The organism is Kitasatospora sp. NPDC008115 (genome assembly GCF_042957205.1).
In the GTDB taxonomy this organism is placed as follows: Bacteria; Actinomycetota; Actinomycetes; order Streptomycetales; family Streptomycetaceae; genus Kitasatospora.
Genome location: NZ_JBIBHU010000001.1, coordinates 291395 through 317846 on the forward strand (window position 1 = coordinate 291395; position 26452 = coordinate 317846).

Genomic DNA, 26452 nt, shown 5'->3' on the forward strand with positions numbered 1-26452 from the left:
TAAAGAAAATTGGATTGCGACCGTCCGCATCCCGGCCCCGGCCAGGGGTCAGCGCCGGGTGTCCACCGCCGCGAGACCGTCCGGCATGCCCAGCAGAAGCAGGGTCCCGGCCAGCGCCAGCGACCACACCTCCGAGCCCGTCCGCAGGTCCAGCGCCCCACCGCCGGCCAGGTCCCGCACCCGTACCAGCCCGTCCGACCAGGCCGCCGCCACCACCGGCCCGGCCGCCGTCGCCCCGGCGGCCACCGCCGTCACCGGGCAGCCGCGCCGGTCCGACGGCTCCGGCATCGGCGCCGAGCGCGGCCCCCAGAGCCGGACGGCGCCGTCGAAGCCACCGCTCACCAGCAGCGGGATCTCCGGATCGGACAGCGGACCGCCGCCCAGCGCGGTGCCGGCCAGCGCGGTCACCGGCCCGTGGTGCAGCCGCTCGCTCACCACCTTGCCGTCCTCGGCCCAGTGCACCGCGCCGTCCGCGTCACCGAAGGCGGGCGCCGCGTCGGCCAGCGCGCCGATCGCCGCCACCGCGCTGAGGTCCCCGGCCGCCGCCCGCACCGCGTCCAGCGCCGCCATCAGCCCGTACGCGTCCAGGCCCGGCCGCGGCTCGTCCGGGACCACCGGCTCCGGGCGGCCCCAGGCGTCCAGCAGCACCACCGAGCCGCCGGCCGTCACCGCGAGCCCGCGCAGCGGGCGCGGGGCGGGCACCACCACGGCACCGAGACGGCGGCCGGTGGCGGCGTCGAAGGTCCGCACCGAACCGGTCGGATCGGCCACCAGCACCTGCGACAGGTACGGCCCCGCCCCGGTGGTGAGCGCGACGGCCGGCCCCGGCCAGTCCCGGTCGCCGCCCTCCCAGCGCGCCCAGCGCCCGGCCCACGGCGCGGGCAGCTGCGCCAGGACGGCCGCGGCGGCCGCCGAGACGGTGTCCGCGCCCAGCAGCCGGGTGCGCAGCACGGCGGCCCGGACCGCCGGGTCGGGCTCGTCGACCACCGCCGGACCGGCGGCCCGCCAGGCCCGGGCGAGCGCGTCGTCGCGCCGCTCGACGGCCGCCGTCACCGGGACCGGACCGGCGAGCGCGTAGAGCAGCGGGTCGGCGGCCAGCGGGCCGGGGTCGGCGGCGGCGGCCGTCCAGAGCGCGGACAGCGCCTCCTCGCCAAGGGAGCGCAGGTCGGCCCCGGGCGGCGGCGGGACCGGCGCCGCCGGTCGTGCCGGTGCCCCCAGGGCCGGACCGGGCAGCGGATAGGCGGCCGGGTCGCCGCCGCGGGCCGTCGCCCACTCGGCGAACCGCGCCGGGTCCGTCCACTGCGGATCGCCGAGGTCCAGCACGGCGGGCGCGGGAACGGCGGTGAACGCCCCGGCCGCGGCACCTCCGGTCGCCGCCTCCACCACCAGCCGCACCCCCGGCAGCCGCAGCAGCGGGTCGAGCAGCCCGGTCACCAGGGCGGCCGGGTCCTCCGCCAGGTCCAGCTCGGGGACGCAGACCAGGACCGGCCGCCCGTCCGCCGCGAGCGCCTCCACCAACGGGCCCGGGGCGTGCGCGACCAGGTCGAGCTGGCGCCCCAACGACCAGACCGCCGTCCGGACGGTGGCCCCGGCGGCGGGCAGCACGGCGTGGACCCGCCGCCCGGCCGGCACCTCCCCCTCGGTGGCGCCGCGCACCAGCCACGCCAGCAGATGCGACTTGCCGGACCCCGGCGGCCCCGCCACCCGGCACAGCCGCGGCGCCCGCGGATCGTCCAGCCACCCCAGCAGCGCCAGCCCGGCCGGCCTGCGCCCCGCCCCCAGCGGCGGTATCCGTCGCCCGTCGCGCACCATCGCCCGCTTCTCCCCGTTCCCGGCTCAGCCCCGTCGTTCGGCCAGGCTGAGCATCAACGCCTTGATGCCGTTCTCCCTGGAGTCGGCCGTCGCCCCGTAGTCGAAGCCGTGGGTGAACTCCGCCTGCGGGAACTCCCGCGCCATCCAGCGCGCACAGTAGTGCCCGGGCATCATGCACGGCTCCAGCTCGCAGTACACGCGGACCACCCGCTCGGCCTCGACGCCCTCGGCCTGGAGCCGGTTCCAGAGCCGCTCCTCCGGGTGCAGCAGCCCCGGGCCGCTCACCTCGGTGACGATCCGCTTCGCGCCCTGCTCGTCGACCACCTCGAAGGCCGCCGAGGAGTCGACGTTCAGCGGACGCCGCAGGTCGTCCAGCACCCGCGGCCACCAGCCCTCGCGGTCCTCGAACGCCGCCGGGTCGACGGCCAGCAGACCCTGCCGCAGCTCCCGGTACGCGGCCAGGGCCACGTCCGGCCGCTCCGACCCGGCGAGCGCCGGCAGCAGCCGGTCCAGCAGCAGCAGCCCCTTCGCGAACGCCCCGACACCGGGAGCGACCGGCAGGTCGAGCGGCTCGTCCCCCGGCAGCACCGCCCGGACCGACCGGTCCGGTGCGAAGTACAGCTCGGCACCGCCGTCCGTCCCGATCCGCAGCTGCGCCGCCGCTCCCCCGGCGTCCCACCCCGCCGCGGCCGCGCACTCGCCCACCGACAGCGGATCCGACTCCTCCGCCGCCCGGAAGTACGGCCCCACCTGCAACGGCAGCCCCGGATCCCGCAACGGCCCCGCCGGCGCGATCGGCAGCGCCCGCAGCCCACGCGGCCCGAAGTGCGCCAACAGCGCCGCCGCCAGCTCGTCGTCCCTGTCCGCGCTCACGTCCGAACCGGCCCTCTCATGTCATGTGGTAGGAATCCATGAAAGCCTCCCAGAACCGCGTACCGTCCCCGAACGGGGTCTCGTCCCAGCGGTTCATGCCCTCCCGGACGAACTCCTCGGCATCGGCCCAGTCATGGGGCGTCGGCCGCTCCCCGGGGGACGGCTTCTCCACCTCGATCTTGTACACCAGGTACGCCAGCGACGAGATGTCGCGGTGGATCAGCTCGTACTCCTCGTCGGCGTCCGGATCGCACACCCAGATCGTCCCGTCGTCGAGGTTGAGGAAGACGAACCCCCCGTACAGCTCACCCAACTGCCGCAGCCGCCCGTGCTCCGTCTCCACCAGCCACGCGCTCAACGGCCGTGCGAACGCCCGTCCCGGATCCTCCGCCGGCCGCTCGGCCAGCTCCTCCAGCAGCCGGAACAGCCCGTTGGAGGGCACCCCGACCTCGGTGACGAACCGCACGGCCTCCGCGTCGTCCTGCCACAGCTCCGCCGCCGCCTCCGCCCCGAACCGCAGCATCGGGGCCCCCTCGGCGACCGCCCCCCAGTCGATCCGCACCAGCGTCACAGCGTCGCCCAGGTGTCGACGAACATCGCCCAGAACTCACTCTTGAACGGCAGCGAGTCCCACCGCTCCATGCCCTCGCGGACGATCTCCTCCACCTCGGCCCAGTCGTGGGGATCCGGGCTCTCGTCCGGGCCGGGGCGCTCGACCTCGAACTTGTAGACGAGGTAGGCCAGCGAGGAGATGTCGCCGTGGATCAGCTCGTACTCGATCTCGGAGTCCGGGTCGGAGACCCAGATCGTCCCGTCGCCGAGGTGCGCGTACACCGTCGCCTGGAACAGGCTGCCCAGCGGCTGGAGGCGGCCGTGCGGGGTGTCGACCGGCTGCGAGGCCCAGGTCTCGAAGGCGTGCGCCGGGCTCGCCGGGTCCCGGTCCGCGAACTCCGCCAGGATGCGGAAGAGCCCGCGGGAGTTCGGCACCCCCACCTCCACCGCGAACCGCGCGGCGTCGCCGTCCGGCCAGATGCGGGCGGCCGCGTCGGGCCGGAACCGCAGCAGGTCACCGGGCGTGGCCCGTTCGACGAGCAGCGGCCAGTCAATCCCCACCAGCACCAGTCATCCATCCTTCGGTCTTGGCCGTCACATGCCCTTGGGCTTCTTCTTCGCGGATTGCTTCGCCTCGGCGGCCGCCTTGTCTTGCTGCCCCTGCGCGTCGAAGTCCTTGGTGCCCATCGTGCCACCGGACTTCCCGGCGGCATGGTCCTGCTCGATCTGGTTCAGGTACGCCCGGTGCCCCCAGTCGCGGTCCTTGGTGGGCACCTTGTTGTCGTAGTCGACGCCGTGGGTGACCTTGAGGTCGGGGTTCTGCGACTCGAAGTGGCGGGCCAGCCAGCGCTCGCAGTTCGGGCCGGCCTGGCAGGGCGCCCGTTCGGTGTAGAGCTCGCTGACATTGGCCTCCCGGCCGCCCAGCAGGGGTTTGCCGATCGACCGTTCCGAGTGGCTCCGGACGTAGTCGCTCCGGCCGACCAGGATGAACTCGCCGTGCTCGTCCCGGTACCTGAGCGAGGCGTAGTTCTTGCCGCCGTAGTCCCCCTGGGCGCGCCGGGCGTCCTCGACGGCCTGGGACAGCTCGGTCGGCTGGGTGATCTTCTGGCTGACGACCTTCTCGTCCTGCTTCTGGTTGCCGTCGTCGTCCTTGTCGGACTTCTTGTACTTCTTCGCGTGGTACGTGTCCTTGAGGTCGTCCGGGCCCGCGTCCTTGACCTTGGGGGGCTTCCCGTCCACCAGCGGCCCGAGGGACTTGTCCGTCCCGTCCAGGTCGACCAGCTTGCCGTCCCTGATCTCCTGGACCCGGCCGTCGTCGTGGATGAAGTACTTGCGCGGCGGGTTCTTGGCCCCGTCGGCCCCGCCGCCCTTGCCCGTCTGCGGCGGTGGGGCGGCGTGGTCCTCGCCCTTCTTGTCGAAGCCGTTGGCGTTGTGGGTGTCGTTGTCCTTGTGGTGCTTGGCGGTCTTGGTGAGGTTGTCGCCCGCCTGCTTGTACATCTTGGTGGCGGCCTTGCCCATGTCCTCGGCCAGGGTCTTGCCGAGCTTCTTGGCGCTCTTCTGGAGCGCCTTCACGACCGCGTCGCTCACTCGAAGCTCACCGCCGCCACCCGGACGCCGAAGACCTGCGCGTGCTGGGCGACCTTCTCGGCCTGCTCGTGCAGGGCGCGGGCGTGCGCCTCGACGGCCCCCGGGTTGATCTTGAACCTGCTGCCCGCCGAGCCGCCGCCGCTGTTCACCGCCGCCTCGGCCGCCTCGAAGACCAGCCCGGACACCGCCTCCGCGACGACCTCGACCAGCGGGTTGACGGCCGCCTCGACCACCTGGCCGACGACGTACTCCTCCAACTCGTGCGCCAGGTAGGACATCAGCTTGCGCGCGGCCTGCTGGGCCGCGACGGCGCCCACCTCCGCCACTCCGAGGGTCGCCACCGCGGCGGCCTGGGCGGCGACGAACGTGGCGGCCAGCACGATGAGTTCGCCCAGCGCCTCCAGCTTCATCGCGACGATCGCGTCCGCCGCGATGTCCATCGCCTGCGCCACCACGTGCGCGGCGTCGACCACCTGGTCGAAGTGCTTGTCGGACATCAGCGCCCACTTGGCGGCCAGCGCCTGGTACGACTGCCCCTCGTAGGCCCCGCCCAGCTGATGGATCGTCGCCTTCGAGTCCGCGTGCACCTCTTCGAGGCCCTTCGCGAACTCCTTTACGTGCTCGCCGAACTCACGGACCTTGTCCTCGTTGACCGCGGGCCAACGGATGCCGATGAAGTCAAGGAGCGTCACCACTTCACTCGGAAGCTCGATCGCCATCGAGAAACCCCCCGTGAATAACAATCCCTCGATTGGATCAAAAGTTTATACAACTAACCTTTGTCCGCCGATGCTCAAAGCGTGCCGATTGTGTAGCGATCCGGAACGACCCTGACGGATTTGTGCTGGTCAACGGCCTGAGGACGCCCATCCGTCTCCGCACTCCCCCCACCCCGCCCCGACTGGCCGTGCCCTCCGTGACTCCCAGTGCGATGCTGGTCCTGAGGCCCGGTCCACGCGGGCCCCGGAGCCGCAGTACCGCTCAGCAGAAGGGTCGACCAGCCATGACCGACGTCGCCGCCGAGCAAGCCGCCACGGTCGACCCGGCCCGCGCGGCCGAGCAGGCCGGGCAGAACGACACCGGCTTCGCCCGCCTCGCCATGGTCACCATCGACTGCGCCGACCCGGTCGCGCTGGCCGCCTTCTACGGCGAGCTGCTCGGATGGGAGACCCGGCACGTGGACGAGCGGTTCGCCATCCTGGACAACCCCGAGGGCGGCAGCCCGCTCGGCTTCGGCCGGGTCAGCGGGTACCGGCCGGAGCCGTGGACCGAGCCGGACGGCGGCAAGCACTTCCACCTGGACTTCTACGTGGACGACCTGGAGGCGGCCACCGCCCGCGCCCTGGCCCTGGGCGCGACCGAGCCCACCTACCAGCACGGCCGCACGCTCAAGGTCCTGATCGACCCGGCCGGCCACCCGTTCGGCCTAGCACCCCTGGACGCCTGACCATTGCGTCCGATTTAGGCAGATCGGACGCTTTTGGGAAGAGTGCGTCAGGGCTTGGTGCCAAGATCATGCCGATCGCGTGAAGGGCGCCTCTGACCTGCGATTTCACAAGAAAACCGCACATTGTGGGACTCATCGGGAGCCGCTACTCTCCGGCGGTGTCAGGGCACCCCCCACCCCAGGCGTCCCCCCTCACGGACCCGGTTCACGGCCGGCCGGTCCGCCCTGCCCTGGTGTCGGTGCTCCCCCTCCCAACCCTCATCAGGAGTCCCTCGTGGGCGAGATCCACCACGCCAACCACGGCTGGGTGACACCGGCGGCCTCGTACCTGGTCGCCTGCCTCGGCGCCTTCGTCGCCCTGCGCGGAACCCGCTGGGCGCTGGTCTCCACCGGCCGCACCCGCGTCTACTGGCTGCTCTTCGCCTCGGCCTCGCTCGGTGCGGGCATCTGGTCGATGCACTTCATCGCGATGCTCGGCTTCTCCGTCACCGGCGCGGAGATCAGCTACCGGCCCGACCTCACCGTGCTCAGCCTGCTCGTGGCGATCGCGGTCGTCGGCATCGGCGTGTTCTCCGTCGGCTACGGCCGACGCCGGTGGACGGCGCTGCTGGCGGGCGGGCTGACCACCGGCCTCGGGGTCGCGGCGATGCACTACCTCGGCATGGCCGCGATGGTGCTGCCCGGCTTCGTCGGCTACGACCGGGACACCGTCGCGCTCTCCGTCGGCATCGCGGTGTTCGCGGCGACCGCCGCGCTGTGGGCCGCGCTCAACATCCGGAGCACCCTCGCCGTGCTCGCCGCCGCGCCGGTGATGGGCGTCGCGGTCTGCGCGATGCACTACACCGGGATGGCCGCCGTCTCCGTCCGGCTGTACAGCGCGCGGACGGTCGAGGACGGGCTGATGGCGCTGCAGTTCATCTTCCCGCTGGTGGCCGGGCTCGGCTGCTTCATCTTCATCGGCTCGCTGGCCTTCGCGGTGTCACCGAGCCGGTCCGCGGCCGGCGCGCAGCCGGTCCTGGTCGGCCGCGCCGCGCCGCTGGCCCCGCTCACTCCGCGCGAGCGGTGACCGCGCGCCAGCGGTGATCCGGCGGTCGCGACGACCTGGCGGGCGCGGCCGGCCCTTCGGCGCGTCAGCGCGGGAAGGCCCGCCGCGCCCGCCAGGTGGTGTGCTCGCGCGACACCGCGTCCTCCGCCTCCGCGGCCAGCCGGGCCCAGCGCTGCTCGGCGTCCGGCGTCCGCGGGTCGAGGTCGGACAGCTGGTTGCCGACGTTCTCCAACTCCCGCGCCGCCAGCTGGTACGCGGCCGCCAGCGGGCGGAGCTGCTTCAGCTGCGTCCAGGCGATCACGGCCGCGGCCGCCGCCGAGGTGGCACCGAAGACGTGCACCTGCAACGCCCCGGTCGCCTGGGCGACGGCCGCCGCCGCACCGATGATGATCAGCGCCGCCACGCCCAGGCCCCAGGTGACCGCCTGCGACTCGCAGGACTCGGCACGCGAGCGGTACCACGTCCGCTGGCCCTCCACCCGGGTGCGCAGGTACAGGGTGCGCCGCGCGGTCAGCGACTCCGCCCGCACCCGGCGCATCTCCGGGGTGATCTCGGCGACCGACCCCGGCGGCACGATCGCCGGGTCCTCGAACGCCCGCAGCACGTCCTCGACTTGCAGCAGGTAGCCGCGGTCGACGTCCGCCGACTCCGCGTCACCCTCGAACGGCCGGGCCCGCACCGAGTACTTCCAGGCCAGCGTCTTCACCGACTCGGCCGCCGCCCGCGCCTCGTACCACCGCGCCTGCGGATTGCTGCGGCGCAGCCGCAGCCAGAAGTACCCGGCCACCAGGAACGCCACCACCGAGAACAGCGGCGTGATGTCGGCGGCCCCCTTGTCGTCCGGCCCGGGCAGCGAACCCACCACCGCCGCGATCACCAGCATCGAGATGAGCCCCCGGTACCAGAGCAGCGTCTGCTGCTGGCCGGACAGCGAGGCCTGGTCGGCCGTCCGGAACAACTCCGGCAACAGCTGCGCCTCGACCCCCGCCGGCGGATCCTGTCTCACCATCGAACCGCTCCCCTCCCCCGTCTCCGCCCGGAGTATGCCCCTCGCCAACTCCGCTACACCGGTGCCTCCTTGAGATCCCCTCTTGCCCCCAGCCGCCCGCAACCCCTATAACCGGTTACATGACCGTGCACTGGAAGCTCGTGATCGACGCCACCGACCCGCACCGCCAGGCCGCCTTCTGGGCCGCCGCCCTCGACTACACCCTTGAGGACCACAGCACCCTGATCTCCGGTCTGCTCAAGGCGGGCGCGATCACCCCGGACCTGCTCACCGAGGTCGACGGCCGGCAGGCCTGGCTGTCCCTCGCCGCCGTCCGCCACCCCGATGACCCGCACGACCCCGTCAGCGACACCGGGCTCGGCCGGCGCGTGCTCTTCCAGCGCGTCCCGGAGCCGAAGCAGGGCAAAAACCGCCTCCACCTCGACCTCCACCCCGGCCCCGACGCCCGCGCCGCCACCGTCACCCGCCTCGAAGCCCTCGGCGCCACCACCCTGCGCGAGGTCGCCGAACCGGGCGGCTCCTGGACCGTCATGCAGGACCCCGAGGGCAACGAGTTCTGCGTCCACTGACGCGCGCCCGGCCGGCCTCGGAATCCGGGCGCTTCCCGTTTCCGACCCCGCCGGGAATTCACTCCCGACACGGGACGCACACCTTCTCCGACGAGGACTGGTCCCGCCCCCTCCGCACCGACGCCGACGGCCCCGCACCCGGGAAGGTGCGGGGCCGTCGAGGCTCAGCGGGGATCAGAGCAGGCCGAGGGCCGGCATCAGGTAGTAGAACGCGAAGACCGAGGCGACCGCGTACATCGGGACCGGCACCTCCCGGCCGCGGCCGACGGCGAGGCGCAGGACGCAGAAGGTGATGAAGCCGAAGCCGATGCCGTTGGTGATGGAGTAGGTGAACGGCATCATCGCGATGGTCAGGAAGGCCGGGATCGCGATGGTGTAGTCGGACCAGTCGATGTCCCGCACGGAGTTGGCGAGGATCAGGAAGCCGACGGTGACCAGGGCGGGGGTGGCGGCCTGGGCGGGGACCATGGTGGCGAGGGGGGTGAGGAAGAGGGCCACCACGAAGAGGCCGCCGGTGACGATGGAGGCGAAGCCGGTGCGGGCGCCCTCGCCGACGCCGGCGGTGGACTCGACGAAGCAGGTGTTGGCGGAGGAGGAGGTCGCGCCGCCCGCCGCGGTGGCGATGCCGTCGATCATCAGGACCTTGTTGATGCCGGGCAGGTCGCCCTTCTCGTCCAGCAGGTGGGCCTCGTCGGCGACGCCGAGGATGGTGCCCATCGCGTCGAAGAAGCAGGACATCAGGACGGTGAAGACGAAGAGCACGCCGGTGAGGACGCCGACCTTCTCGAAGCCGCCGAACAGGCTGACCTCGCCGACCAGGCCGAAGTCGGGGGCGGCGACCGGGTTGCCCGGCCAGGCCGGGACGGTCAGGCCCCAGCTGAGGGCGGGGATGTCGGCGAACTTGTCGATCACGACGGCCACGCCGGTCATCACGGCGATGGAGACCAGGATCGCGCCGGGGACCTTGCGGACCAGCAGGACGAGGGTGAGCAGCAGGCCGAGCACGAAGACCAGGACCGGCCAGCCGGTCAGGTGGCCGCCGGTGCCGAGCTGGAGCGGGACGGTGGTGTGGGCGGCGTCCGGGATGCGGCTGACGAAGCCGGAGTCGACCAGGCCGACCAGGGTGATGAACAGGCCGATGCCGATCGCGATGGCCTTGCGCAGGCCGAGCGGGACGGCGCTCATGACCCGCTCGCGCAGGCCGGTGGCGACCAGCAGCATGATCGCGAAGCCGGCCAGCACGACCATGCCCATGGCGTCCGGCCAGGTCATCTTGGGCGCGAGCTGGAGGGCCACGATGGTGTTGACGCCGAGGCCGGCGGCGAGGCCGATCGGGACGTTGCCGATGACGCCCATGAGCAGCGTGGTCAGGCCCGCGGTGAGCGCGGTGGCGGTGACCAGCTGGGCGCTGTCCAGGTGGGCCCCGGTCATGTCCGTGGCGCTGGCCAGGATGATCGGGTTCAGCACCAGGATGTACGCCATGGTGAAGAAGGTGGCGACGCCACCGCGGATCTCGCGCGGCAGGGTGGAGCCGCGCTCGCTGATCCGGAAGAAGCGGTCCAGCGCGCCGAACGGGGGCTTCGGCGTGTCGGGCTGGGCGGGCTCGGGCGACTCGGTGGTCGGCTGGGCCACGGGCATGCTGCGTCCTCTGTGGGGGGCGGAGGAGAGGGGGACCCGCCCGGGACGACGGTGGCCGGGCGACCCGGTGGGACGGGCACGAAGCACGGTGTCCTGAGCATGCCGCGACCGACCGGAGAGACAAGTATGGGTTCCCCGATCGCTCGTACGCTATCTTCGCGCGTAGAACGAATAACCCCTGTAACAAGCGCGGACAGCCCCGCACCGAATCGGTCGGACGTGCGCCAGCACCGTACCCTAGGCCCCATGCCCAAGACGCCACTGCACCCCTCTCCCCCGCCGCTGGAGGCCAACGACGTCGCCATCGTCGGCGGCGGCACGGTGCTCTGGTTCGTGGCGTTCGTGGTCCTGCTCCCGTTCTGGGGCACGCTCTCCGACCACGGCCACGGCAACTGGCCGTGGATCTGCCTGGCCGGCGGCGGACTCGGACTGATCGGCCTCTGGTACTGCCGGGCCCGCCGGGACGCCATCGCGCGCAGCCGGGCCGCCGCCGCGGCGGAGGCGCAGAACCCGGCCACCCGGTCGGACTGAATGGTCCTTTAGTAGCACGCATCGGACATAAGGCGCCCGTAGAGTCGGTGCCATGACGCAGCCTGCGCAGCCCGCCGAGGAACAGCCCGCCGGTGACCCGCCGGACGGCGCCCACCCCCTCGGTCTGCTGCCGGGGCGGCGCGGCGGGCTGACCGCCTCCGAGGTGGCCGAGCGGATCGCGCGCGGCCAGGTCAACGACGTACCGGCCCGCTCCAGCCGCTCCGCCCGGGAGATCGTCCGGGCCAACGTCTTCACCCGGTTCAACGCGATCATCGGTGTGATGTTCGCGATCATCCTGGTCGTCGGTCCGCTCCAGGACGGGCTGTTCGGCCTGGTCATCGTCGCCAACACGGCGATCGGCATCATCCAGGAGCTGCGCGCCAAGAAGACCCTGGACAGCCTCGCGCTGATCGGCGAGGCCAGGCCCCAGGTGCGCCGGGACGGCACCGCCCGGCAGGTCGCGGTCGGCGAGATCGTGCTGGACGACACCGTGCTGCTCGGCATCGGCGACAAGGTGATCGTCGACGGCGAGGTCACCGAGGCGGACGGCCTGGAGATCGACGAGTCGCTGCTCACCGGCGAACCGGACCCGGTGCTCAAGCAGCCCGGCGACCCGGTGATGTCCGGCAGCTTCGTGGTGGCCGGCGCGGGCGCGTTCACCGCCACCAAGGTCGGCCGCGAGGCGTACGCGGCGCAGCTGGCCGAGGAGGCGAGCCGGTTCACCCTGGTGCGGTCGGAGCTGCGCAGCGGCATCGACAGCATCCTGCGGTTCATCACCTGGCTGCTGGTGCCGACCGCGATCGGTCTGATCATCAGCCAGCTGGCGGTGGAGGGCCGGGACTGGCGCGAGGCGGTCCGCCGGATGATCGCCGGGATCGTGCCGATGGTGCCCGAGGGCCTGGTGCTGCTGACCTCGGTGGCCTTCGCGATCGGCGTGGTCCGGCTGGGACGCCGGCAGTGCCTGGTGCAGGAGCTGCCCGCGATCGAGGGGCTGGCCCGGGTGGACACGGTCTGCCTGGACAAGACCGGCACCCTCACCGAGGGCGGCATGGACGTCGTCGACCTGCGGATCATCGGGGCCGACGAGGGCGGCGCGCCCGCCGAGGAGCCCGGCGGGCCGGACGACGGCGCCCTCAAGGAGACCGTCAAGCAGGCGCTCGGCGTGATGGCCGGCGCCGACGCCCGCCCCAACCCGTCGATGCAGGCCGTCATCGACGCCTACGGCGACGGGCGCGGCGGCGGCGACGGCTGGCGGGTGATCGAGGCGATGCCGTTCTCCTCCGCCCGCAAGTGGAGCGGCGTGCAACTCCTGGAGCCGCGCGGCGACGAGGCCAGCTGGCTGCTCGGCGCCCCCGACGTGCTGCTGCCCTCCGGCCACCCGGCGCTGGCCGAGGTGGACGAGCTGGGCGCCCAGGGCCTGCGGGTGCTACTGCTGGGCCGCACGCCCGTCCCGCTGGACGCCCCGGACCCGGCCGCCGGACTGCGCCCGCTCGCCCTGGTGGTGCTCCAGCAGCGGCTGCGCGAGGACGCCGCCGAGACGCTGCGCTACTTCGAGGGCCAGCGGGTCCAGGCGAAGGTGATCTCCGGCGACGCGGCCGTCTCGGTCGGCGCGGTCGCCGCCCACCTCGGGCTGCCCGGCGCCGACCACCCGGTGGACGCGCGCGCCCTGCCCACCGAGCCGAACTCCTTCGCCGACACCGCCGAGCGCACCACCGTCTTCGGCCGGGTCACCCCGCAGCAGAAGCGCCAGCTGGTCGGCGCGCTGCAGTCACGCGGGCACACCGTGGCGATGACCGGCGACGGCGTCAACGACGTGCTGGCGCTCAAGGACGCGGACATCGGCGTGGCGATGGGCAGCGGCAGCGACGCGACCAAGGCGGTCGCCCAGATCGTGCTGCTGAACAACTCCTTCGCGGTGATGCCCTCGGTGGTCGCCGAGGGCCGCCGGGTGATCGGCAACATCGAGCGGGTGGCCGGACTGTTCCTGGTCAAGACGGTCTACTCGGTGCTGCTGGCGCTGCTGGTGATCTTCACCCACTCCCCGTACCCGTTCCTGCCCCGGCATTCCACCGTGCTGTCCACCCTGACGATCGGCGTGCCGGCCTTCTTCCTGGCGCTCGCGCCCAACAACGAGCGCGCCCGCACCGGCTTCGTGCGCCGGGTGCTACGGCTGGCGGTCCCGGGCGGCCTCATCGCGGGGACGGCCACCTTCAGCGCGTACGCGCTGGCCCGTGCCAACCACGCCACCGACCTGAAGTCGGACACCAGCGTGGCGACCCTGACGCTCTTCCTGGTGGCGATCTGGGTGCTGGCGATCGTGGCCCGCCCCTACAACTGGTGGCGGCTGCTGCTGATCGGGACGATGAGCGGGGTGTTCACCCTGGTGCTGACCGTGCCGTGGCTCTCCGACTTCTTCCAGCTCTCGCTGGCCGGCACCCGGGACCCGTGGATCGGCGTCGCCATCGCGGTCACCGCCGGAGTGGTCCTGGAGGTGGTCTGGCGGATCATGCGCCGCCGCACCGATGATTGACCTCTGGACCGGGCGACGGGGGGTGGCCGCGATGGGGCGCAGGGGCGGTGAACTGGAGGCCTTCGCGGCCTTCCTGGGTGGGTTGCTGATCACCGGGGTGCTGGCCCTGGCGATGGCGGGGGCCGGCGCGCTGGCCGGGATCCACCCCGGGCCTCGGCTGACCAAGGTGGTGATCGCCGTGCTGACGGCCGCCTGGGTGGTCGCCACCGTCACGATCTACCTGCGGCTGATCGCCCGCGGCCGGACCCGCCCCGGCTCCCGTTCCTGAGGCACGGGAGCCGAAGCGGGAGCCGGAGGGCGGAGCCGAAGCGGGAGCCGGAGGGGACGGCTCTCAGCCCTCGAAGTCCCGGGCGGCGGACAGCTCGTAGGCGCGGTCCGGCTCACTGAGCGCGGCCAGCACCTCGAACCGGCGGTGCCACTGCCCGACCGACCAGGCCAGTCCGGCGGCCAGCCCCTCCGGCGTGGCGGCGTGCAGCAGCCCGGGCACCGGCGGGAGCTCGAACTCGTCGTCCTCGTCCGCCTCCTCGGCCGACTCCGGGTCGTACGGCGCCTCCGGGGTGCCGCCCGCGCCGTCCCAGCGCCAGTCCACGGCGGCCTCCTCGCCGTCCGGGCCGACCACCAGCAGCTCCTCGTGCTCCTCGTAGGCGACCGGGCAGCCGGGCAGCAGCTCCCGCACCACGGCCGGCACCCGGTGCAGCGAGCCCTGGGAGAGCACCCGTCCGCCGGCCACCTCGCTGGCCAGCGAGACGTGCAGCCGCTCGGCGAGGTCGGCGGCGAGCGCCGGGGCGACCGGCAGCAGCGGGTGGTCGTGCAGCAGCTCCACCAGGTCGGGGGCGTCCGCGACGACCGCGTCCGCGGCGTCCACCACGACGGTGCGGTCGGGGCGGCGGCCGGTGGCGCGGTCCATCGGCGGCACCGCCCGCACCACGTCCAGCGGCTCGATCCGCTCCACCTCGATCCGGGCCAGCGCGCTGTGGATGCCGTGCAACTGGCGGTGCCCGACCTCGGCGACCGGGTCGGTGAGCCGGTCCAGCACCTCGTCCGGCCCGTGCGGCTCGGCGAGCAGCGCGGCCAGCGTGGTGCGCACCCCCAGCGCGTGCAGGAACTGCTCGTCCAGGGTGGTGCGGGCCTCGTCGTACAGGCCGCGCAGCAGCGGGTCGGCGCCGGCCGCGCGCAGCCCGGCGGGCTCGCGCCCGTCCAGCACCGGGTGGTCGCGAAGCCACCAGGCGGTGTACGGCGGCAGGTCGGCGTAGGAGCCGTCCGGCAGCAGGGTGCGGACGGGGGTGACGACGGCGTCCCGGTACGGCGGGCGGGCCAGCGCGGCCAGCGCCTGCGGCCAGGCGTCGTCGTCCACCAGGTCCAGGTCGCGGACGGCGAGCAGCTCGGCGGCGACCGGCGGGACGCCCAAGGTGTCCCCGTCGTCGGCGTGCAGCGCCTCCAGCGCGTCCTCGGCCCACTCGGCCAGGCCGTCCGGCGCCTCGTCGATCAGCCCGGTGGGGTGGCCGCCGGCCGCCCGGTCGGCGGGGGCGGTGGGGTCGAGCCGCTCCAGGTCGTCCGGGTCGAGCACCACGTCCTCGGCGCGGACCAGCACGAACTCGGCCGGCACGCCGGCGGCCGCGAGCACCTCGGGGCCCCAGCGCTCCAGCAGCTCGTCGTCCACCCAGGCGGCGTCGTCCTCGCGCGCCAGCGCGGCGAGCGGGCTGTCGGGCAGCAGCAGCTCACCGGCGCGGGCGGGCTCGCCCTCGTCGTCGAGCAGCGCCAGCCGGGCCAGCCAGGGGTGCTCGCCGGGCGCCGGGGCGGCCGCCCTGACCAGTGACAGCACCGCCTCGGCGAGGTCGGCGGCGGCGTCCGGATCGTCCTCGGCCAGCTCGTAGGAACGGGCGACGGCGGCCCGCACCTCGGGCGTGTCCAGCACCCCGGCCGGGGTGGCCGCGCCGGCGCCGAGCTTGGCCAGCAGCGGGTGGGCGGCCTCCGGGTGGGCGAGCCGCAGGTCGAGCACGGCGAGCGCGCCGGCCAGCGACTCGGGGTAGCCGGGGAAGGCCGCCCAGTCGGCGTCGTCGGAGGGCAGCAGGACGCGGCGCGGGCCGGTCACCGTCCGCCCGTCGGCCAGCGGCACCGGCAACGCGCCGAGCGCTTCCGGGTCGGCGCCGCCGAGCGCCGCGTAGAGGTTGCGCCACCAGGCCGGCTCCCGGTCCAGGCCGCCCAGCTGGTCGACCACCTCGGCGAGCGGGACCCGGCGCACGTTCAGTACCCGCAGCTCGGTGCGGCGTTCCAGGCCGGCCGGCAGCAGGCCGGGGAAGATCGGCGCCAGCGCCTCGACCACCGAGCCGTCCGCGCCCTCCAGCAGCGTGGCGTCCCGGGGCCGCAGCGCGGGCGTGCCCTCCTCGACCGGCGCCGGGTGCGGCAGGAACGGCGTGCCGGGCAGCCGGGAGAGCACGGCGGCGCGCAGCGCGTTGTCCAGCGCGCCCTGGCCGAGCGGGCCGGGCACCAGGCCGAGCGAGCCGAGGTCGCCGCCGCGGGCGCGCAGCAGGTCGGCGTAGGCGTCGGCGGCGCGCTCGGTGAGGAAGTCGGCGAGCGGGCCGGGGGCGACGTGCCGGCGGGTGGAGTCCAGCGGGTAGGAGGCGATCAGCAGCGCGGGCAGGCCGAGCGGCTCGTCGCTGGGGGTGGGCGCGTGCAGCACCGGGGCGATCGCGGGCCGCTGCGGGGCGCCCTCGTCGGAGACCGGCACCGCCCAGGTCACCGTCCAGTACGGGCGGGCGCGCTCCTCGGTGGGCCGGTCGGCGAGGAGGTCGGCGGCGAGCGCGCCGGCCGCCTCGGCGGTCTGCCAGACGGTGCGCCGCAGCCCCCCGCCCGCGTCGTCCGTCACCGTCACCTCGGTGACCCCGTCCGGCCGCGGCTCCGCCGCCGAGCGGGTCAGCGTGCGGGTGCCCTCCGAGGTCTCCACCACCACCTCGGCCAGCCCGGGCAGGGTGAGCAGCAGCGCGTCGTCGATGCCCGCCAGCAGTCGGCGGGTGAGGTCCTCGGCGGCGGCGTCGCGCAGCGGCAGCACCACCACGGTGTCGTAGCCCTCCGGCGCCGGGCCCTCGGCGGCGAACGGCAGGCGCAGCAGCGGGACGTGGCCGTCCCGGCGGCGCAGCTCCTCGGCGAGCGCGGGCTGCGCCCCGGTCAGTGCCCGGGCCTCGCCGAGCGACCAGCGCACCCCGCCGGCCGAACCGAGCACGGCGGGCTCGTCGGTCACCGCGAGGACGGCGGCGAAGCCGACGCCGAACCGGCCGACGGTGGTGTCCCGCTCGCCGCGCTTGGAGGAGGCCCGCAGGGTGGACAGCGACTCGACGGCGGCGGCGTCCAGCGGGGCGCCGGTGTTCGCGGCGGCCAGCACGCCGTCCGCCAGGGTGAGCCGCAGCCGGCCGGGGCCGTGCCCGGCGCGGACGGCGGCGTCGGCGGCGTTCTGCGCCAGCTCCACGACCAGCCGGTCGCGGTAGCCGCCGAGGGCCAGCTCCTCCTCGGCGTTGGCGTCCTCCCGGAACCTGGCCGGGGAGGCGGCCCAGGCGTCCAGCACCCGGCGGCGCAGCTCGGCGCTGCCGAAGGGGTCCGCGTGGTGCTCGTCCGTGCCGCTGCCGATGATCCGAGGTTCCACTGGACCTGCCGCCTTCCGCCGCCCTGTTGTGCCCTACGAGGGGCATTCTTCCTTGCCGGAAGGACTGCGCCGGACACGCCCCCGGCCGCGGCGCGCGCCGGACGCCACCGGGGGCGGGAACGGCGGCGGCCCGTCCCACCGGGTGGGACGGGCCGCCGCCGTTACGGCAGACGTGCTCAGGAGTGGCCGAGCTCCTCGGTCGGCGCGTCCGGCTCGACCGAGCCGGAGAGCCGGTCCGGGTGCAGCGGCAGCGGCTCGACCACCAGCTCGTCCAGGATCAGCTCGGCGGGCGCCGGCGGCGCCGGGATGACGGCCGCCTCGGAGTGCCCGCCGCAGCCGTACGCGAAGGAGACGATCTGGCCGTCGGCCGGGCCGAACTCGTTGCCGCAGACGCCGAAGGCCTGGCCGAGCGTGCCGCCGATCGGGATCAGGAAGCCGCAGCTGACGCAGGAGGCCGGGGCGGACTGCGCCATCGGCGTCTGCGGGCCGTGCGCCTTCTCCCAGCGGTCGGCGGCCAGGTGCATGCCGAGCCGGGAGAGCACCCGGCTGCGGCCCATGCCCAGCTCGTCGGCGACGGCGCTGATCTGGGCGCGCACCGGCGCCTGCTGGATGTCCGGGTCGGAGACCAGCACGTCCTCCTGCGCGGCCTGGGCCACCGCGGAGTTCGGCGCGGGCTCGTCCTCGCCGGTCCAGCCCGGCTCCAGGCGCAGGTCGTCGGCGTCGGTGGGGAGCAGGTCCCCGGGGCCCATGTCGCCCGGGCGCAGCCGCTCGCTCCACGGCACCCACTGCGGGGCGAGGACCGCGTCGGCGCCGGGCAGCAGCACGACCTCGTCCAGCGTCACGTTCTTGGCGCGCGGGGCGCGGGCCACGGTGACGGCCCAGTGCCAGCCCCGGTAGGCCGCGTCCAGGCACTCGAAGGTATGCGTGACGACACGGTCGGCCTCGGCCTGGACGCCCAGGTGGGCTCCGACGGTCTCGGCGCCGACAGCGTCCTCGGCGGCCTGACGGGCGAGTTCGACGGCCTCGGCACAGAGCCGATCAGGGGTACGGCTTCGCATCGCAGCACTCACGGCGTCGATTCTCTCCCAGTTCTTCTGTCGCCCACGGCGAGTTGCCTGTTCCGTCGCGGCTCGGTGTCCCTCGTCCATTCTGCGCGACCGCGGGCCACCGCGGATACCGGCCGCGCCGCTCGTCAGGTCCGCCGGCGCCGGTCGGGCCCTCGGGCGGACCCTGGGCAGGCTACCCGCCGGTCGGCCACCCGGCACAGTCCGGGGCGTCCGGGGCCTCCGGAGTGGCTCCGGGACGTCCGGATCGGGAACGCCGTCCGTCGGCCGCGCGGCGCGGCGTGGAATCCCGCGTCACTGTCCTGATTCTGGGGCAGGATGGGCATGTGGCGGACGAGAACCCGTCGCAGCACGCACTGCGCGCCTCGCAGACCGGCAGCCCCGACGAGGCGAACGCCGTGCCGCGACAGCAGCCTCCGGTCCACGCCGCGGACGAACCGCGGTCCGTGGACCCCTCGCCACTGCCCGGCACCGAGGCCGCCGCAAGCGCCGGGGCCGCAGGGGTGTCCGAGGGGGAAGAGGAGGAGCCGCGCCGGCACTTCCTGGTCCGCACCGCCTCCGCGGCCGGCTCCCGCACCGGCAAGGTGGTGCACGGCACCGGCCGCCGGATCCGCCGGGCCACCGCCGCCGAGGGCGCCGGCGAGTCGGGGCTGGCCAAGCTGATCGAACTGCATGCGCTGAACGCCTTCGGCGACATGCTGATCACCGTGGCGCTCGCCTCCACCATCTTCTTCTCGGTGCCCACCGGCGAGGCCCGTGGCCGGGTGGCGCTCTACCTGCTGGTCACCATGGCGCCGTTCGCCCTGCTCGCCCCGGTGATCGGCCCGCTGCTGGACCGCCTGCCGCACGGCCGCCGGGCCGCGATGGCGACGTCGATGCTGGCCCGCGCGGTGCTCGCCTGGACGATGGCCGGCGTGGTGGCCGGCGGCGGACTGGCGCTCTACCCGGAGGCGCTCGGTGTGCTGGTCGCCTCCAAGGCGTACGGCGTGGTGCGCAGCGTGGTGGTGCCCCGGCTGCTGCCCAGCCGGCTCTCCCTGGTGAAGGCGAACTCCCGGGTCACCCTGGCCGGGCTGCTGGCCACCATGGTCGCGGCCGGCGTCGGGGGCCTGCTGCACCTGATCGGGCCGGGCTGGCCGCTGCGCGGCGCCTTCCTGGTGTTCGTCGCGGGCACCCTGATGGCCTTCCACCTGCCGCACGCGGTCGACTCGGCCAAGGGCGAGCAGCGCGCCGTGCTGCACGCCGAGGAGCCCCCGCCGGGCCACCACCTCGGTGTGCTGCACGGCCGCGGTGACGCCGACGCCTCCGGTCCCGCCGCCGGGCAGCGGCCCAAGGCCTCGCTGCGCACCGTCGGCCCGTCGGTGATCCTGGCGCTGCGCGCGATGGCGGCGATGCGCTGGCTGGTCGGCTTCCTGGTGCTGTTCCTGGCGTTCCTGCTGCGCGACAACCCGATCGGGGGCCTGCAGCCGACCCTGGCGCTCGGCCTGGTGGCGCTGGCCGCCGGGACGGGCAACGCGCTCGGCTCGGTGCTCGGCGCCTGGCTGCGTCCGCGCGGGCCGGAGTTGACGGTCACCGCGATGCTGCTGCTGGCCTGCTGCGCCACGGCCGCCGCCGCGCTCTGGTACGGCACGGTGACGGTGGTCGCGGTCGCCGGGACGGCCGGACTGGCGGCCTCGCTGGGCAAGCTGTCGCTGGACGCGCTGATCCAGCGGGACGTCCCCGAGTCGGTGCGGACCTCCGCCTTCGCCCGCTCGGAGACGGCACTCCAGCTGTCCTGGGTGGCGGGCGGCGCGGTCGGCATCCTGCTGCCGCTGGACGGCGCGCTCGGCCTGTCGGTGGCCGCCGCCGTGGTCGGCGTGGCGCTGCTCTGGACGCTCCGCTCGCTGCTGCGGGTGGGACTGCGCCCCCGGCCGGCCGCGCCCCGGGTCGCGTAGGGGGCGTCCCCGCGGACAACACGCGGTGCCCGACCCCCGCGTAGCGTGATCGCGAAAGCCCGGTAGCCTCTGACGCATGAGCCTCAGCACCCGCGCAGTCGCCGGCCTCGGCGCCGTCGTCGTCATCGCCGCCGGCACGGTCGGCGGGTCCATCGCCTACGCGTCGAACCAGCACGAGATCAGCGACCACCGCGCCACCCTGGTGGTCGGCAACTCCTCGCAGGTCGTCGACCCGTTCTGCTTCAACGGCGGCCAGCCGCTGACCGAGCAGCAGCAGGAGGAGTGCCAGGACAAGGCCGGCAAGGCCCTGGAGGACGGCACCCTCCCCTCGTCCGACGTGGTCCTCAGCGACCGGATCGCCATCGGCGTCAGCCCGGAGGTCGCGGACCGCGGCTGGTGGGCCAACACCAACGGCGGCCAGCAGGGCCAGGGCGGCCGGTTCATCCTCGCCTCGGCGGCGCGCAACGTGACCTTCTCGGGCTCCGTGCCGGCCAGCAAGGCTCTCAACGCCTCCGGCAAGACCCTGATCACCGTGGTCGAGACCGACCCGAAGGCGCCGGACTCGATCTACGCCGTCTGGTACTTCCAGCTGAACACCCAGGACAGCTGACGGTCGACCGGTGACGGTACGACTCCCCGACGAGCAGTCGGACCCCGCGCGGGCCCGGCTGCTCGTCGTCGTCGCGGTACCGGCCGAGGCCGACGCCGTGCTGCGCGGCCTGGGATGCGCGCCGCAGGCCCCGCAGGAGCGGGTGGCGCTGCCGGGCGGCGCGCTGGACCGCGTCGCGCACCCCTCGGGCGTGACGGTGGACGTGCTGGCCGGCGGGGTCGGCCCCGGCGCCGCGGCGGCCGCCGCCGCCACCGCGCTCGGCGCCGCCCGCTACGACCTGGTGCTCTCGGCCGGCATCGCCGGCGGCTTCGCCCCCCGGGCGCTTGTCGGCGCGACCGTGGTCGCCACCGCGATCGTCGCCGCCGACCTGGGCGCCGAGACCCCCGAGGGCTTCGCCGACGTCACCGAACTGGGCTTCGGGACCGTCCGGCACACCCCGGCGCCGGCCGCCGTGGCGCTCGCCGCCGAGTCCCTGGGCGCGGTCGCCGGAACGGTGCTCACCGTCTCGACGGTCACCGGGAGCGCCGCACGCGCCGCCGCCCTGACCGCCCGCCACCCGGACGCGGTGGCCGAGGCGATGGAGGGCTTCGGGGTCGCCGAGGCCGCCGCCCGGCACGGCGTGCCGTCGTTCGAACTGCGCACCGTCTCCAACGCCGTGGGCCCGCGCGACCGGTCCGCCTGGCGGATCGGGGAGGCGCTGGACGCGCTGGAGCGCGCCTTCGCCGCCCTGCCCCACCCCGCGCTAGTGAAGGAGGCCGGCCGTGGCTGAACGGCTGAGCATCGCGTACTCGCCCTGCCCGAACGACACCTTCGTCTTCCACGCCTGGTCGCACGGCCTGGTCCCGGGCGCGGACGCCCCCGAGGTCACCTTCGCCGACATCGACGTCACCAACGGCCTGGCCGAGCGCGGCGGGCCGGACGTCCTCAAGGTCAGCTACGCCGCCCTGCCGTGGGTGCTGGACGAGTACACCCTGCTGCCGTGCGGCGGCGCGCTCGGCCGCGGCTGCGGCCCGCTGGTGCTGACCCGCCCGGAGAGCGGCGACGACCTGAGCGGCAGGACGGTGGCGGTCCCCTCCGAGCGGTCCACCGCCTATCTGCTGTTCCGGCTCTGGGCGGCCAAGGCGGTGCCCGGCGGCCTCGGCGAGATCGTGGTGCTGCCGTTCCACGAGATCATGCCCGCCGTCCGGGACGGCCGGGTGGACGCCGGCCTGGTCATCCACGAGGCCCGGTTCACCTACCAGGACTACGGTCTGCGCTGCCTCGCCGACATGGGCGAGGCCTGGGAGCGGGAGACCGGCTTGCCGATCCCGCTGGGCGCGATCATCGCCCGGCGCTCGCTGGGCACCGAGCGGCTGCGGGAGCTCACCGCGACGATCCGCGCCTCCGTCCGGCAGGCCTGGGACGACCCGGAGGCCAGCCGCCGGTACGTGCTGGAGCACGCCCAGGAGATGGACCCGTCCGTCGCGGACCGGCACATCGCCCTGTACGTGAACGAGTTCACCGCGGACCTCGGCGAGGAGGGGCGGGCGGCCGTACGCGCGCTGCTCACCCGGGCCGCCGCGGAGGGGCTGGTGCCTCCGCTCGGCCCGGGTGCGCTGGACTTCTGAGCCCCGCCGCGCGGGCGCCTAGACGTCGAACTGTTCGGCCACCGCGCGCAGCAGCACGGCGAGCTTCTGCCCGGCCGGCTTGGCCGGGTAGCGGCCGTGCTGGAGGCCCGGCAGCACCGCGTCCATCATCGTGATGAGGTCCTGCACGAGCGCCGCCATGTCGTCCGGGCTCTTGCGCTGGGCGGCGGCCACCGACGGCAGCGCGTCCAGCAGCTGGACCTGCATCGCCTGGTCGCCGCGGTGCCCGGCGACCACGCCGAACTCGACCCGCTGGCCCGGCTTCAGCGACGTGATCCCGGCGGGCAGCGCCTTGGTGTGGACGAAGACGTCGCCGCCGTCGTCGCGCGACAGGAAGCCGAAGCCCTTCGTCTCGTTGAACCACTTGACCTGGCCGGTGGGCATCTCGAACAGTCCTCGATGTGGGTGTGAGGGATCCCGGCCCTGGCCGGGGATCACTGGGTGGTGGGACAGCGGGCCGGCCCTGGGGGACGCACCCGCTGGGGCGCGCACGGTCAGCACGCTGTGAGGAGCAGACTAACGGTCCGTCACTGTCTCATCCGCGTTCCGCACAAGATGCGTACGGGGCTCCGACGGCCACGGGCGACCCGGAGCCGGCATGGCTGGGGCGCGGCTCGGCGCTGTCCACAGGCTCGCACCCCCGGTCGGAGAGAAAGGGGGCGCACTGATCGCACCCCTCGGCACAGCCTGCATACCCCCGCCCAGCAGGGATCAAAACTCCCAGCGCCCGGAAAACTGCGCAACGTGACGGGACCGCTCGTCCGCGAAGCGCTCCCGGGCACCGCCGCCGCCACCGTGCCGGAACGGCCCCCGGCGGCCTCTGCGAGACTGGGACGGCAGCCGAACCCGCCGTCCCGGCCGCAGAGGAGCAAGCCCCGTGAGCAGCCAGAGCCCCGACCGCGGCGACGCCTGCGTCAAGGCCGGAGCGATCGTCTTCGGGCTCGGCGCGCTCGCCACGCTCGTCACCTTCGTCCCGCTGTTCCTGGGCCTGACGCCGCTGCCCACCGCCGCGTACTGGCTGAGCATGCTGATGCCGCTGGGCTTCCTGCTCGCCCTCACCGGCCTGCTGCTCTCCGCGCGGGCCCAGCGCCGCCGCTCCCGCGCCGACGCCTGAGCCCTCGTTCGGACCGGGCCGGCTCAGACGGCCGTGCCGAGGTGCCCGGCCAGCCAGGCCGGGAAGGCGGTGAGGTCGGGCAGCACCACGTCCGCGCCCGCCGCCCGCAGTTCCTCGGGGCCGTACGGGCCGGTGGCCACCGCCACCGCGACGGCGCCCGCGTGCCGGGCTCCCCGGATGTCGCCCAGGTGGTCGCCGACGTAGACGGTGGCGCCGTGCTCGCGCAGCGCGTCGCCCTTGGTCTCCGCCCAGAGGTCGCCGGCCAGCGCGTCCGCCCGCAGGCCCGCGTGCTCCAGGTGGAGCCGGGCGTTCGGCTCGTACTTGCCGGTGATCACCGCGACCCGGCCCCCGTGCGCGCGGACCGCGTCCAGGGCGGCGTGCGCGCCCGGCAGGGCGACGGTCGGCGCGAAGGCGTGGTCCCGGTAGAGCGTGCGGTAGCGGTCCACGACCGCCTCCAGCCGCTCGGCCGGGAACCAGTTGCGCAGTTCGTCGACGAGCGGCGGTCCGAGCCGGGTGACCACCAGGTCGGCGTCGATGGCGGTCCCGGTCTCGGCCGACAGCGCCAGATAGGTCGCGCGGATGCCGGGCCTGGTGTCCAGCAGCGTCATGTCGAGGTCGAAGCCGACGGTGAGCGGGGTGTCCGGGGTGACGGGCATGCCGCCAGGCTATCCAACGGCCCGGCCGGGCCGTCCAGGCCCTCCGGGCCGCCGACCTGCCCGAAGGAACGATTTGCCCCGGCTTCCGCGTGGAACTTAGGTTTGCCTGAGCTATCTGCGAGAGAGAGCCATGACCGACACCACCGAGCCCGGCAGAGCCCGCCTGCTGCGCCGCCGAATACTGTGGCTCGCCGCCGCGCTGGCCGTGCTGGCCGCCGCGGTGCTGCTGAGCCTGGCGGTCGGCAGCCGGAACATCCCGTTCGGCGACACCGTCGACGCCCTGCTGCACGGCGGGGACACCACCAACGCCGTCGTGATCCGCGAGCTGCGGGTGCCGCGCACGGTCGTCGGCCTCGCGGTCGGCGCGGCGCTCGGCCTGGCCGGCACCGTGATGCAGGGCGTCACCCGCAACCCGATCGCCGACCCCGGCATCCTCGGCGTCAGCCAGGGCGCGGCGGCCGGCGTGGTGCTGGCGATCTCCGCGTTCGGGATCTCCACGCTCACCGGGTACGTCTGGTTCGGCTTCGCCGGCGCGGTGATCGCCACCGTGGTGGTGTACGGGCTGGCCGGGCGCGGCCGGGGCGGGGCGACGCCGATCAAGCTGGCGCTGGCCGGCTCGGCGATGTCCGCGTTCATCACCTCGCTCAACACCCTGGTGCTCACCACCGACGCCGCCGCGATGGACCAGTTCCGGTTCTGGCACGTCGGCTCGCTCTCCGGCCGCACCGCGGACGTCGCCTGGCAGCTGATGCCGTTCCTGGCCGTCGGCACGGTGCTGGTGTTCGCGGTGGCGCGCGGGCTGGACGCGCTGGCGCTCGGCGACGACACCGCCAAGGGGCTCGGCGCGAAGACCGGGCTGGTCCGGGCCGTCGGCGCGCTCGGCGCCACCGTGCTGACCGGCTCGGCGGTCGCGGCGGCCGGACCGGTCGCCTTCGTCGGCCTGGCCGTGCCGCACGCCGCCCGCGCGGTGGTCGGCGCCGACCACCGCTGGGTGCTCACGCTCTCCGCCCTGCTCGGCCCGGCGCTGCTGCTGCTCGCCGACACGCTGGGACGGGTGCTGTTCCCGCCCTCCGAGGTTCCGGCCGGTGTGATGACCGCACTGGTCGGTGTGCCGGTCCTGGTCGCGCTGGTGCGGCGGCGGAAGGTGGTGGCAGCATGACGGCCCCGATGGTCCCGCTGCGCGGCTACACCGTGGTGCGCGCCCGGGGCGCCTCCTTCCTGCTGCACCGGCGCTCCGGCTACGCGACGCTCGGCCTGCTGCTGGCGCTCGCCGCCACCGTCGTCGCCTCGCTCTGCCTGGGCGAGTCCACCGTGGCGCCCGGCGAGGTGCTGAAGGTGGTGCTCGGGCAGCCCAGCCCGCACGAGCTGGTGGTCGGCGAGTTCCGGCTGCCCCGGGTGGTGGTCGGCCTGCTGGTCGGCGCCGCGCTCGGGCTGGCCGGGGCGCTGATCCAGACCGTCGCCCGCAATCCGCTGGCCAGCCCGGACGTGGTCGGCGTCTCCTGGGGCGCCACCGCCACCGTGGTCGGCCTGCTGGCCTACGGCGTGGTCGACTCCACCGGCCAGGTGCCGTACGCGGCCGTCGCCGGAGGCCTGGTGGCCGGCCTGCTGGTCTACCTGCTGGCCTGGCGGCGCGGGCTGCACGCCCAGCGCTTCGTGCTGATCGGCATCGGCATCTCGGTCGCGCTCTCCTCGCTGACCTCGGTGTTCCTCACCAAGGGCGACGGCTTCCAGGCGCAGGCCGCCAAGGTGTGGATGACCGGCAGCCTGAACGGCGCCGGCTACGACCAGGCCGGCTGGCTCGCCTGGGTGCTGCTGGCCGCCGCACCGGTGGCGCTCTGGGCGGCGCGGGCGCAGCGCTCGATCTCCTTCGACGACGCCACCGCCGTCGGCCTCGGGCTGCGGCTGAACCGGATCCGGCTCGGCATGGCGCTGCTCGGCGTGGTGCTCGCCTCCTGCGCGGCGGGCGCGGCCGGTCCGGTGGACTTCGTCGCGCTGATGGCCCCGCAGGTCGCCGTGCGACTGGCCCGCTCGGCGCAGATCCCGCTGTTCTGCTCGGCACTCACCGGCGCGCTGGTCGTCGTGCTGGCCGACCTGCTGGCCCGCCGGATGCTGGCGCCCACCGAACTGCCGGTCGGCGTGGTGACCGGGCTGGTCGGCGCGCCGTACCTGATGTGGCTGCTGATCCGCTCCCGCCGTGGAGGTGCCTGAGTCGTGGAGGTCCC

Annotated in this window: 25 protein-coding genes; 13 read left to right on the plus strand and 12 right to left on the minus strand. The window is 74.5% G+C overall.

Annotated features, from left to right (window positions below):
* Positions 1-48: 48 nt before the first annotated feature.
* From ACFZBX_RS01245 to ACFZBX_RS01270, 6 genes are read right to left on the minus strand one after another with little or no spacing between them, the layout of a single operon-like run.
* Positions 49-1812: a hypothetical protein gene (locus ACFZBX_RS01245; protein WP_391530657.1), complete on the minus strand. Its 1764-nt coding sequence runs from the start codon at positions 1810-1812 to the stop codon at positions 49-51.
* Positions 1813-1836: 24 nt separating this feature from the next.
* Positions 1837-2685, minus strand: a complete 849-nt coding sequence (locus ACFZBX_RS01250) for a nucleic acid/nucleotide deaminase domain-containing protein (protein ID WP_391530659.1) — start codon at positions 2683-2685, stop codon at positions 1837-1839.
* Between the two features lie 16 nt (positions 2686-2701).
* Entirely contained in the window at positions 2702-3247 is a 546-nt protein-coding gene (locus ACFZBX_RS01255; protein WP_391530661.1) for an SUKH-4 family immunity protein, read from the minus strand.
* Between the two features lie 5 nt (positions 3248-3252).
* Positions 3253-3804 carry an SUKH-4 family immunity protein gene (locus ACFZBX_RS01260; RefSeq protein ID WP_391530662.1) on the minus strand — a complete coding sequence of 184 codons (552 nt, stop codon included), beginning with the start codon at positions 3802-3804 and terminating at the stop codon, positions 3253-3255.
* A 27-nt stretch (positions 3805-3831) separates the two neighbouring features.
* Entirely contained in the window at positions 3832-4824 is a 993-nt protein-coding gene (locus ACFZBX_RS01265) for a nucleic acid/nucleotide deaminase domain-containing protein (RefSeq protein WP_391530663.1), read from the minus strand.
* Positions 4821-5516 carry a WXG100 family type VII secretion target gene (locus ACFZBX_RS01270; protein WP_391530664.1) on the minus strand — a complete coding sequence of 232 codons (696 nt, stop codon included), beginning with the start codon at positions 5514-5516 and terminating at the stop codon, positions 4821-4823. The genes ACFZBX_RS01265 and ACFZBX_RS01270 overlap by 4 nt, the downstream gene beginning before the upstream one ends.
* Positions 5517-5827: 311 nt before the next feature.
* On the opposite strand from ACFZBX_RS01270, the gene ACFZBX_RS01275 reads away from it, so the two are divergent.
* Both ACFZBX_RS01275 and ACFZBX_RS01280 read left to right on the plus strand, forming a co-directional pair.
* Positions 5828-6271, plus strand: coding sequence for a VOC family protein (locus ACFZBX_RS01275; RefSeq protein WP_391530665.1), 444 nt, complete (start codon positions 5828-5830; stop codon positions 6269-6271).
* 274 nt (positions 6272-6545) lie between these two features.
* On the plus strand, positions 6546-7337 hold the full coding sequence (locus tag ACFZBX_RS01280; RefSeq protein WP_391530667.1) for an MHYT domain-containing protein: 792 nt from the start codon (positions 6546-6548) through the stop codon (positions 7335-7337).
* A 64-nt stretch (positions 7338-7401) separates the two neighbouring features.
* Here the strand turns inward: ACFZBX_RS01280 and ACFZBX_RS01285 are convergent, their stop codons facing one another.
* The gene (locus ACFZBX_RS01285) at positions 7402-8325 is read right to left on the minus strand and encodes a DUF4231 domain-containing protein (RefSeq protein WP_391530668.1); all 924 of its coding nucleotides are present in this window, start codon (positions 8323-8325) and stop codon (positions 7402-7404) included.
* A 119-nt stretch (positions 8326-8444) separates the two neighbouring features.
* Here ACFZBX_RS01285 and ACFZBX_RS01290 point away from each other — a divergent pair, with 119 nt between their 5' ends.
* Positions 8445-8894 carry a VOC family protein gene (locus ACFZBX_RS01290; protein ID WP_391530670.1) on the plus strand — a complete coding sequence of 150 codons (450 nt, stop codon included), beginning with the start codon at positions 8445-8447 and terminating at the stop codon, positions 8892-8894.
* A 174-nt stretch (positions 8895-9068) separates the two neighbouring features.
* On the opposite strand, the gene ACFZBX_RS01295 is transcribed toward ACFZBX_RS01290, so the two are convergent.
* A complete protein-coding gene (locus tag ACFZBX_RS01295; RefSeq protein ID WP_391530672.1) occupies positions 9069-10532 on the minus strand; it encodes an NCS2 family permease in 1464 nt (487 codons plus the stop codon).
* Between the two features lie 246 nt (positions 10533-10778).
* Between ACFZBX_RS01295 and ACFZBX_RS01300 the strand changes: the two genes are divergently transcribed.
* The 3 genes from ACFZBX_RS01300 to ACFZBX_RS01310 are packed head-to-tail and all read left to right on the plus strand — an operon-like array spanning position 10779 to position 13861.
* Positions 10779-11063 carry a DUF2530 domain-containing protein gene (locus ACFZBX_RS01300; protein ID WP_380760504.1) on the plus strand — a complete coding sequence of 95 codons (285 nt, stop codon included), beginning with the start codon at positions 10779-10781 and terminating at the stop codon, positions 11061-11063.
* Between the two features lie 52 nt (positions 11064-11115).
* On the plus strand, positions 11116-13593 hold the full coding sequence (locus ACFZBX_RS01305; protein WP_391530673.1) for an HAD-IC family P-type ATPase: 2478 nt from the start codon (positions 11116-11118) through the stop codon (positions 13591-13593).
* Between the two features lie 31 nt (positions 13594-13624).
* On the plus strand, positions 13625-13861 hold the full coding sequence (locus ACFZBX_RS01310; protein ID WP_391530675.1) for a hypothetical protein: 237 nt from the start codon (positions 13625-13627) through the stop codon (positions 13859-13861).
* A gap of 63 nt (positions 13862-13924) precedes the next feature.
* Here ACFZBX_RS01310 and ACFZBX_RS01315 read toward each other — a convergent pair whose 3' ends face one another.
* Both ACFZBX_RS01315 and ACFZBX_RS01320 read right to left on the minus strand, forming a co-directional pair.
* Entirely contained in the window at positions 13925-17230 is a 3306-nt protein-coding gene (locus ACFZBX_RS01315) for a sacsin N-terminal ATP-binding-like domain-containing protein (RefSeq protein ID WP_391530677.1), read from the minus strand.
* Positions 17231-17406: 176 nt separating this feature from the next.
* A complete protein-coding gene (locus ACFZBX_RS01320) occupies positions 17407-18288 on the minus strand; it encodes a DUF3027 domain-containing protein (protein WP_391530679.1) in 882 nt (293 codons plus the stop codon).
* A 509-nt stretch (positions 18289-18797) separates the two neighbouring features.
* Between ACFZBX_RS01320 and ACFZBX_RS01325 the strand changes: the two genes are divergently transcribed.
* The 4 genes from ACFZBX_RS01325 to ACFZBX_RS01340 all read left to right on the plus strand — a co-directional run bounded on the left by ACFZBX_RS01325 (position 18798) and on the right by ACFZBX_RS01340 (position 22442).
* On the plus strand, positions 18798-20225 hold the full coding sequence (locus ACFZBX_RS01325; RefSeq protein WP_391531034.1) for an MFS transporter: 1428 nt from the start codon (positions 18798-18800) through the stop codon (positions 20223-20225).
* A 76-nt stretch (positions 20226-20301) separates the two neighbouring features.
* Positions 20302-20835: a hypothetical protein gene (locus ACFZBX_RS01330; protein ID WP_391530681.1), complete on the plus strand. Its 534-nt coding sequence runs from the start codon at positions 20302-20304 to the stop codon at positions 20833-20835.
* 10 nt (positions 20836-20845) lie between these two features.
* Complete coding sequence (locus ACFZBX_RS01335) at positions 20846-21604, plus strand: futalosine hydrolase (protein WP_391530682.1); 759 nt, start codon at positions 20846-20848, stop codon at positions 21602-21604.
* The gene (locus ACFZBX_RS01340; RefSeq protein ID WP_391530684.1) at positions 21597-22442 is read left to right on the plus strand and encodes a 1,4-dihydroxy-6-naphthoate synthase; all 846 of its coding nucleotides are present in this window, start codon (positions 21597-21599) and stop codon (positions 22440-22442) included. Before ACFZBX_RS01335 ends, ACFZBX_RS01340 begins: the two co-directional genes overlap by 8 nt.
* 18 nt (positions 22443-22460) lie before the next feature.
* Here ACFZBX_RS01340 and ACFZBX_RS01345 read toward each other — a convergent pair whose 3' ends face one another.
* Entirely contained in the window at positions 22461-22844 is a 384-nt protein-coding gene (locus tag ACFZBX_RS01345) for a cold-shock protein (protein WP_391530685.1), read from the minus strand.
* 493 nt (positions 22845-23337) lie between these two features.
* Here ACFZBX_RS01345 and ACFZBX_RS01350 point away from each other — a divergent pair, with 493 nt between their 5' ends.
* Complete coding sequence (locus ACFZBX_RS01350; protein WP_391530687.1) at positions 23338-23574, plus strand: hypothetical protein; 237 nt, start codon at positions 23338-23340, stop codon at positions 23572-23574.
* Positions 23575-23597: 23 nt separating this feature from the next.
* On the opposite strand, the gene ACFZBX_RS01355 is transcribed toward ACFZBX_RS01350, so the two are convergent.
* A complete protein-coding gene (locus ACFZBX_RS01355; protein WP_391530689.1) occupies positions 23598-24230 on the minus strand; it encodes an HAD family hydrolase in 633 nt (210 codons plus the stop codon).
* Between the two features lie 130 nt (positions 24231-24360).
* Between ACFZBX_RS01355 and ACFZBX_RS01360 the strand changes: the two genes are divergently transcribed.
* Together ACFZBX_RS01360 and ACFZBX_RS01365 are read left to right on the plus strand one after the other, a co-directional pair.
* Positions 24361-25389, plus strand: a complete 1029-nt coding sequence (locus tag ACFZBX_RS01360) for a FecCD family ABC transporter permease (protein ID WP_391530691.1) — start codon at positions 24361-24363, stop codon at positions 25387-25389.
* Positions 25386-26438, plus strand: a complete 1053-nt coding sequence (locus ACFZBX_RS01365) for a FecCD family ABC transporter permease (protein ID WP_391530693.1) — start codon at positions 25386-25388, stop codon at positions 26436-26438. Before ACFZBX_RS01360 ends, ACFZBX_RS01365 begins: the two co-directional genes overlap by 4 nt.
* Positions 26439-26452 lie beyond the last annotated feature (14 nt).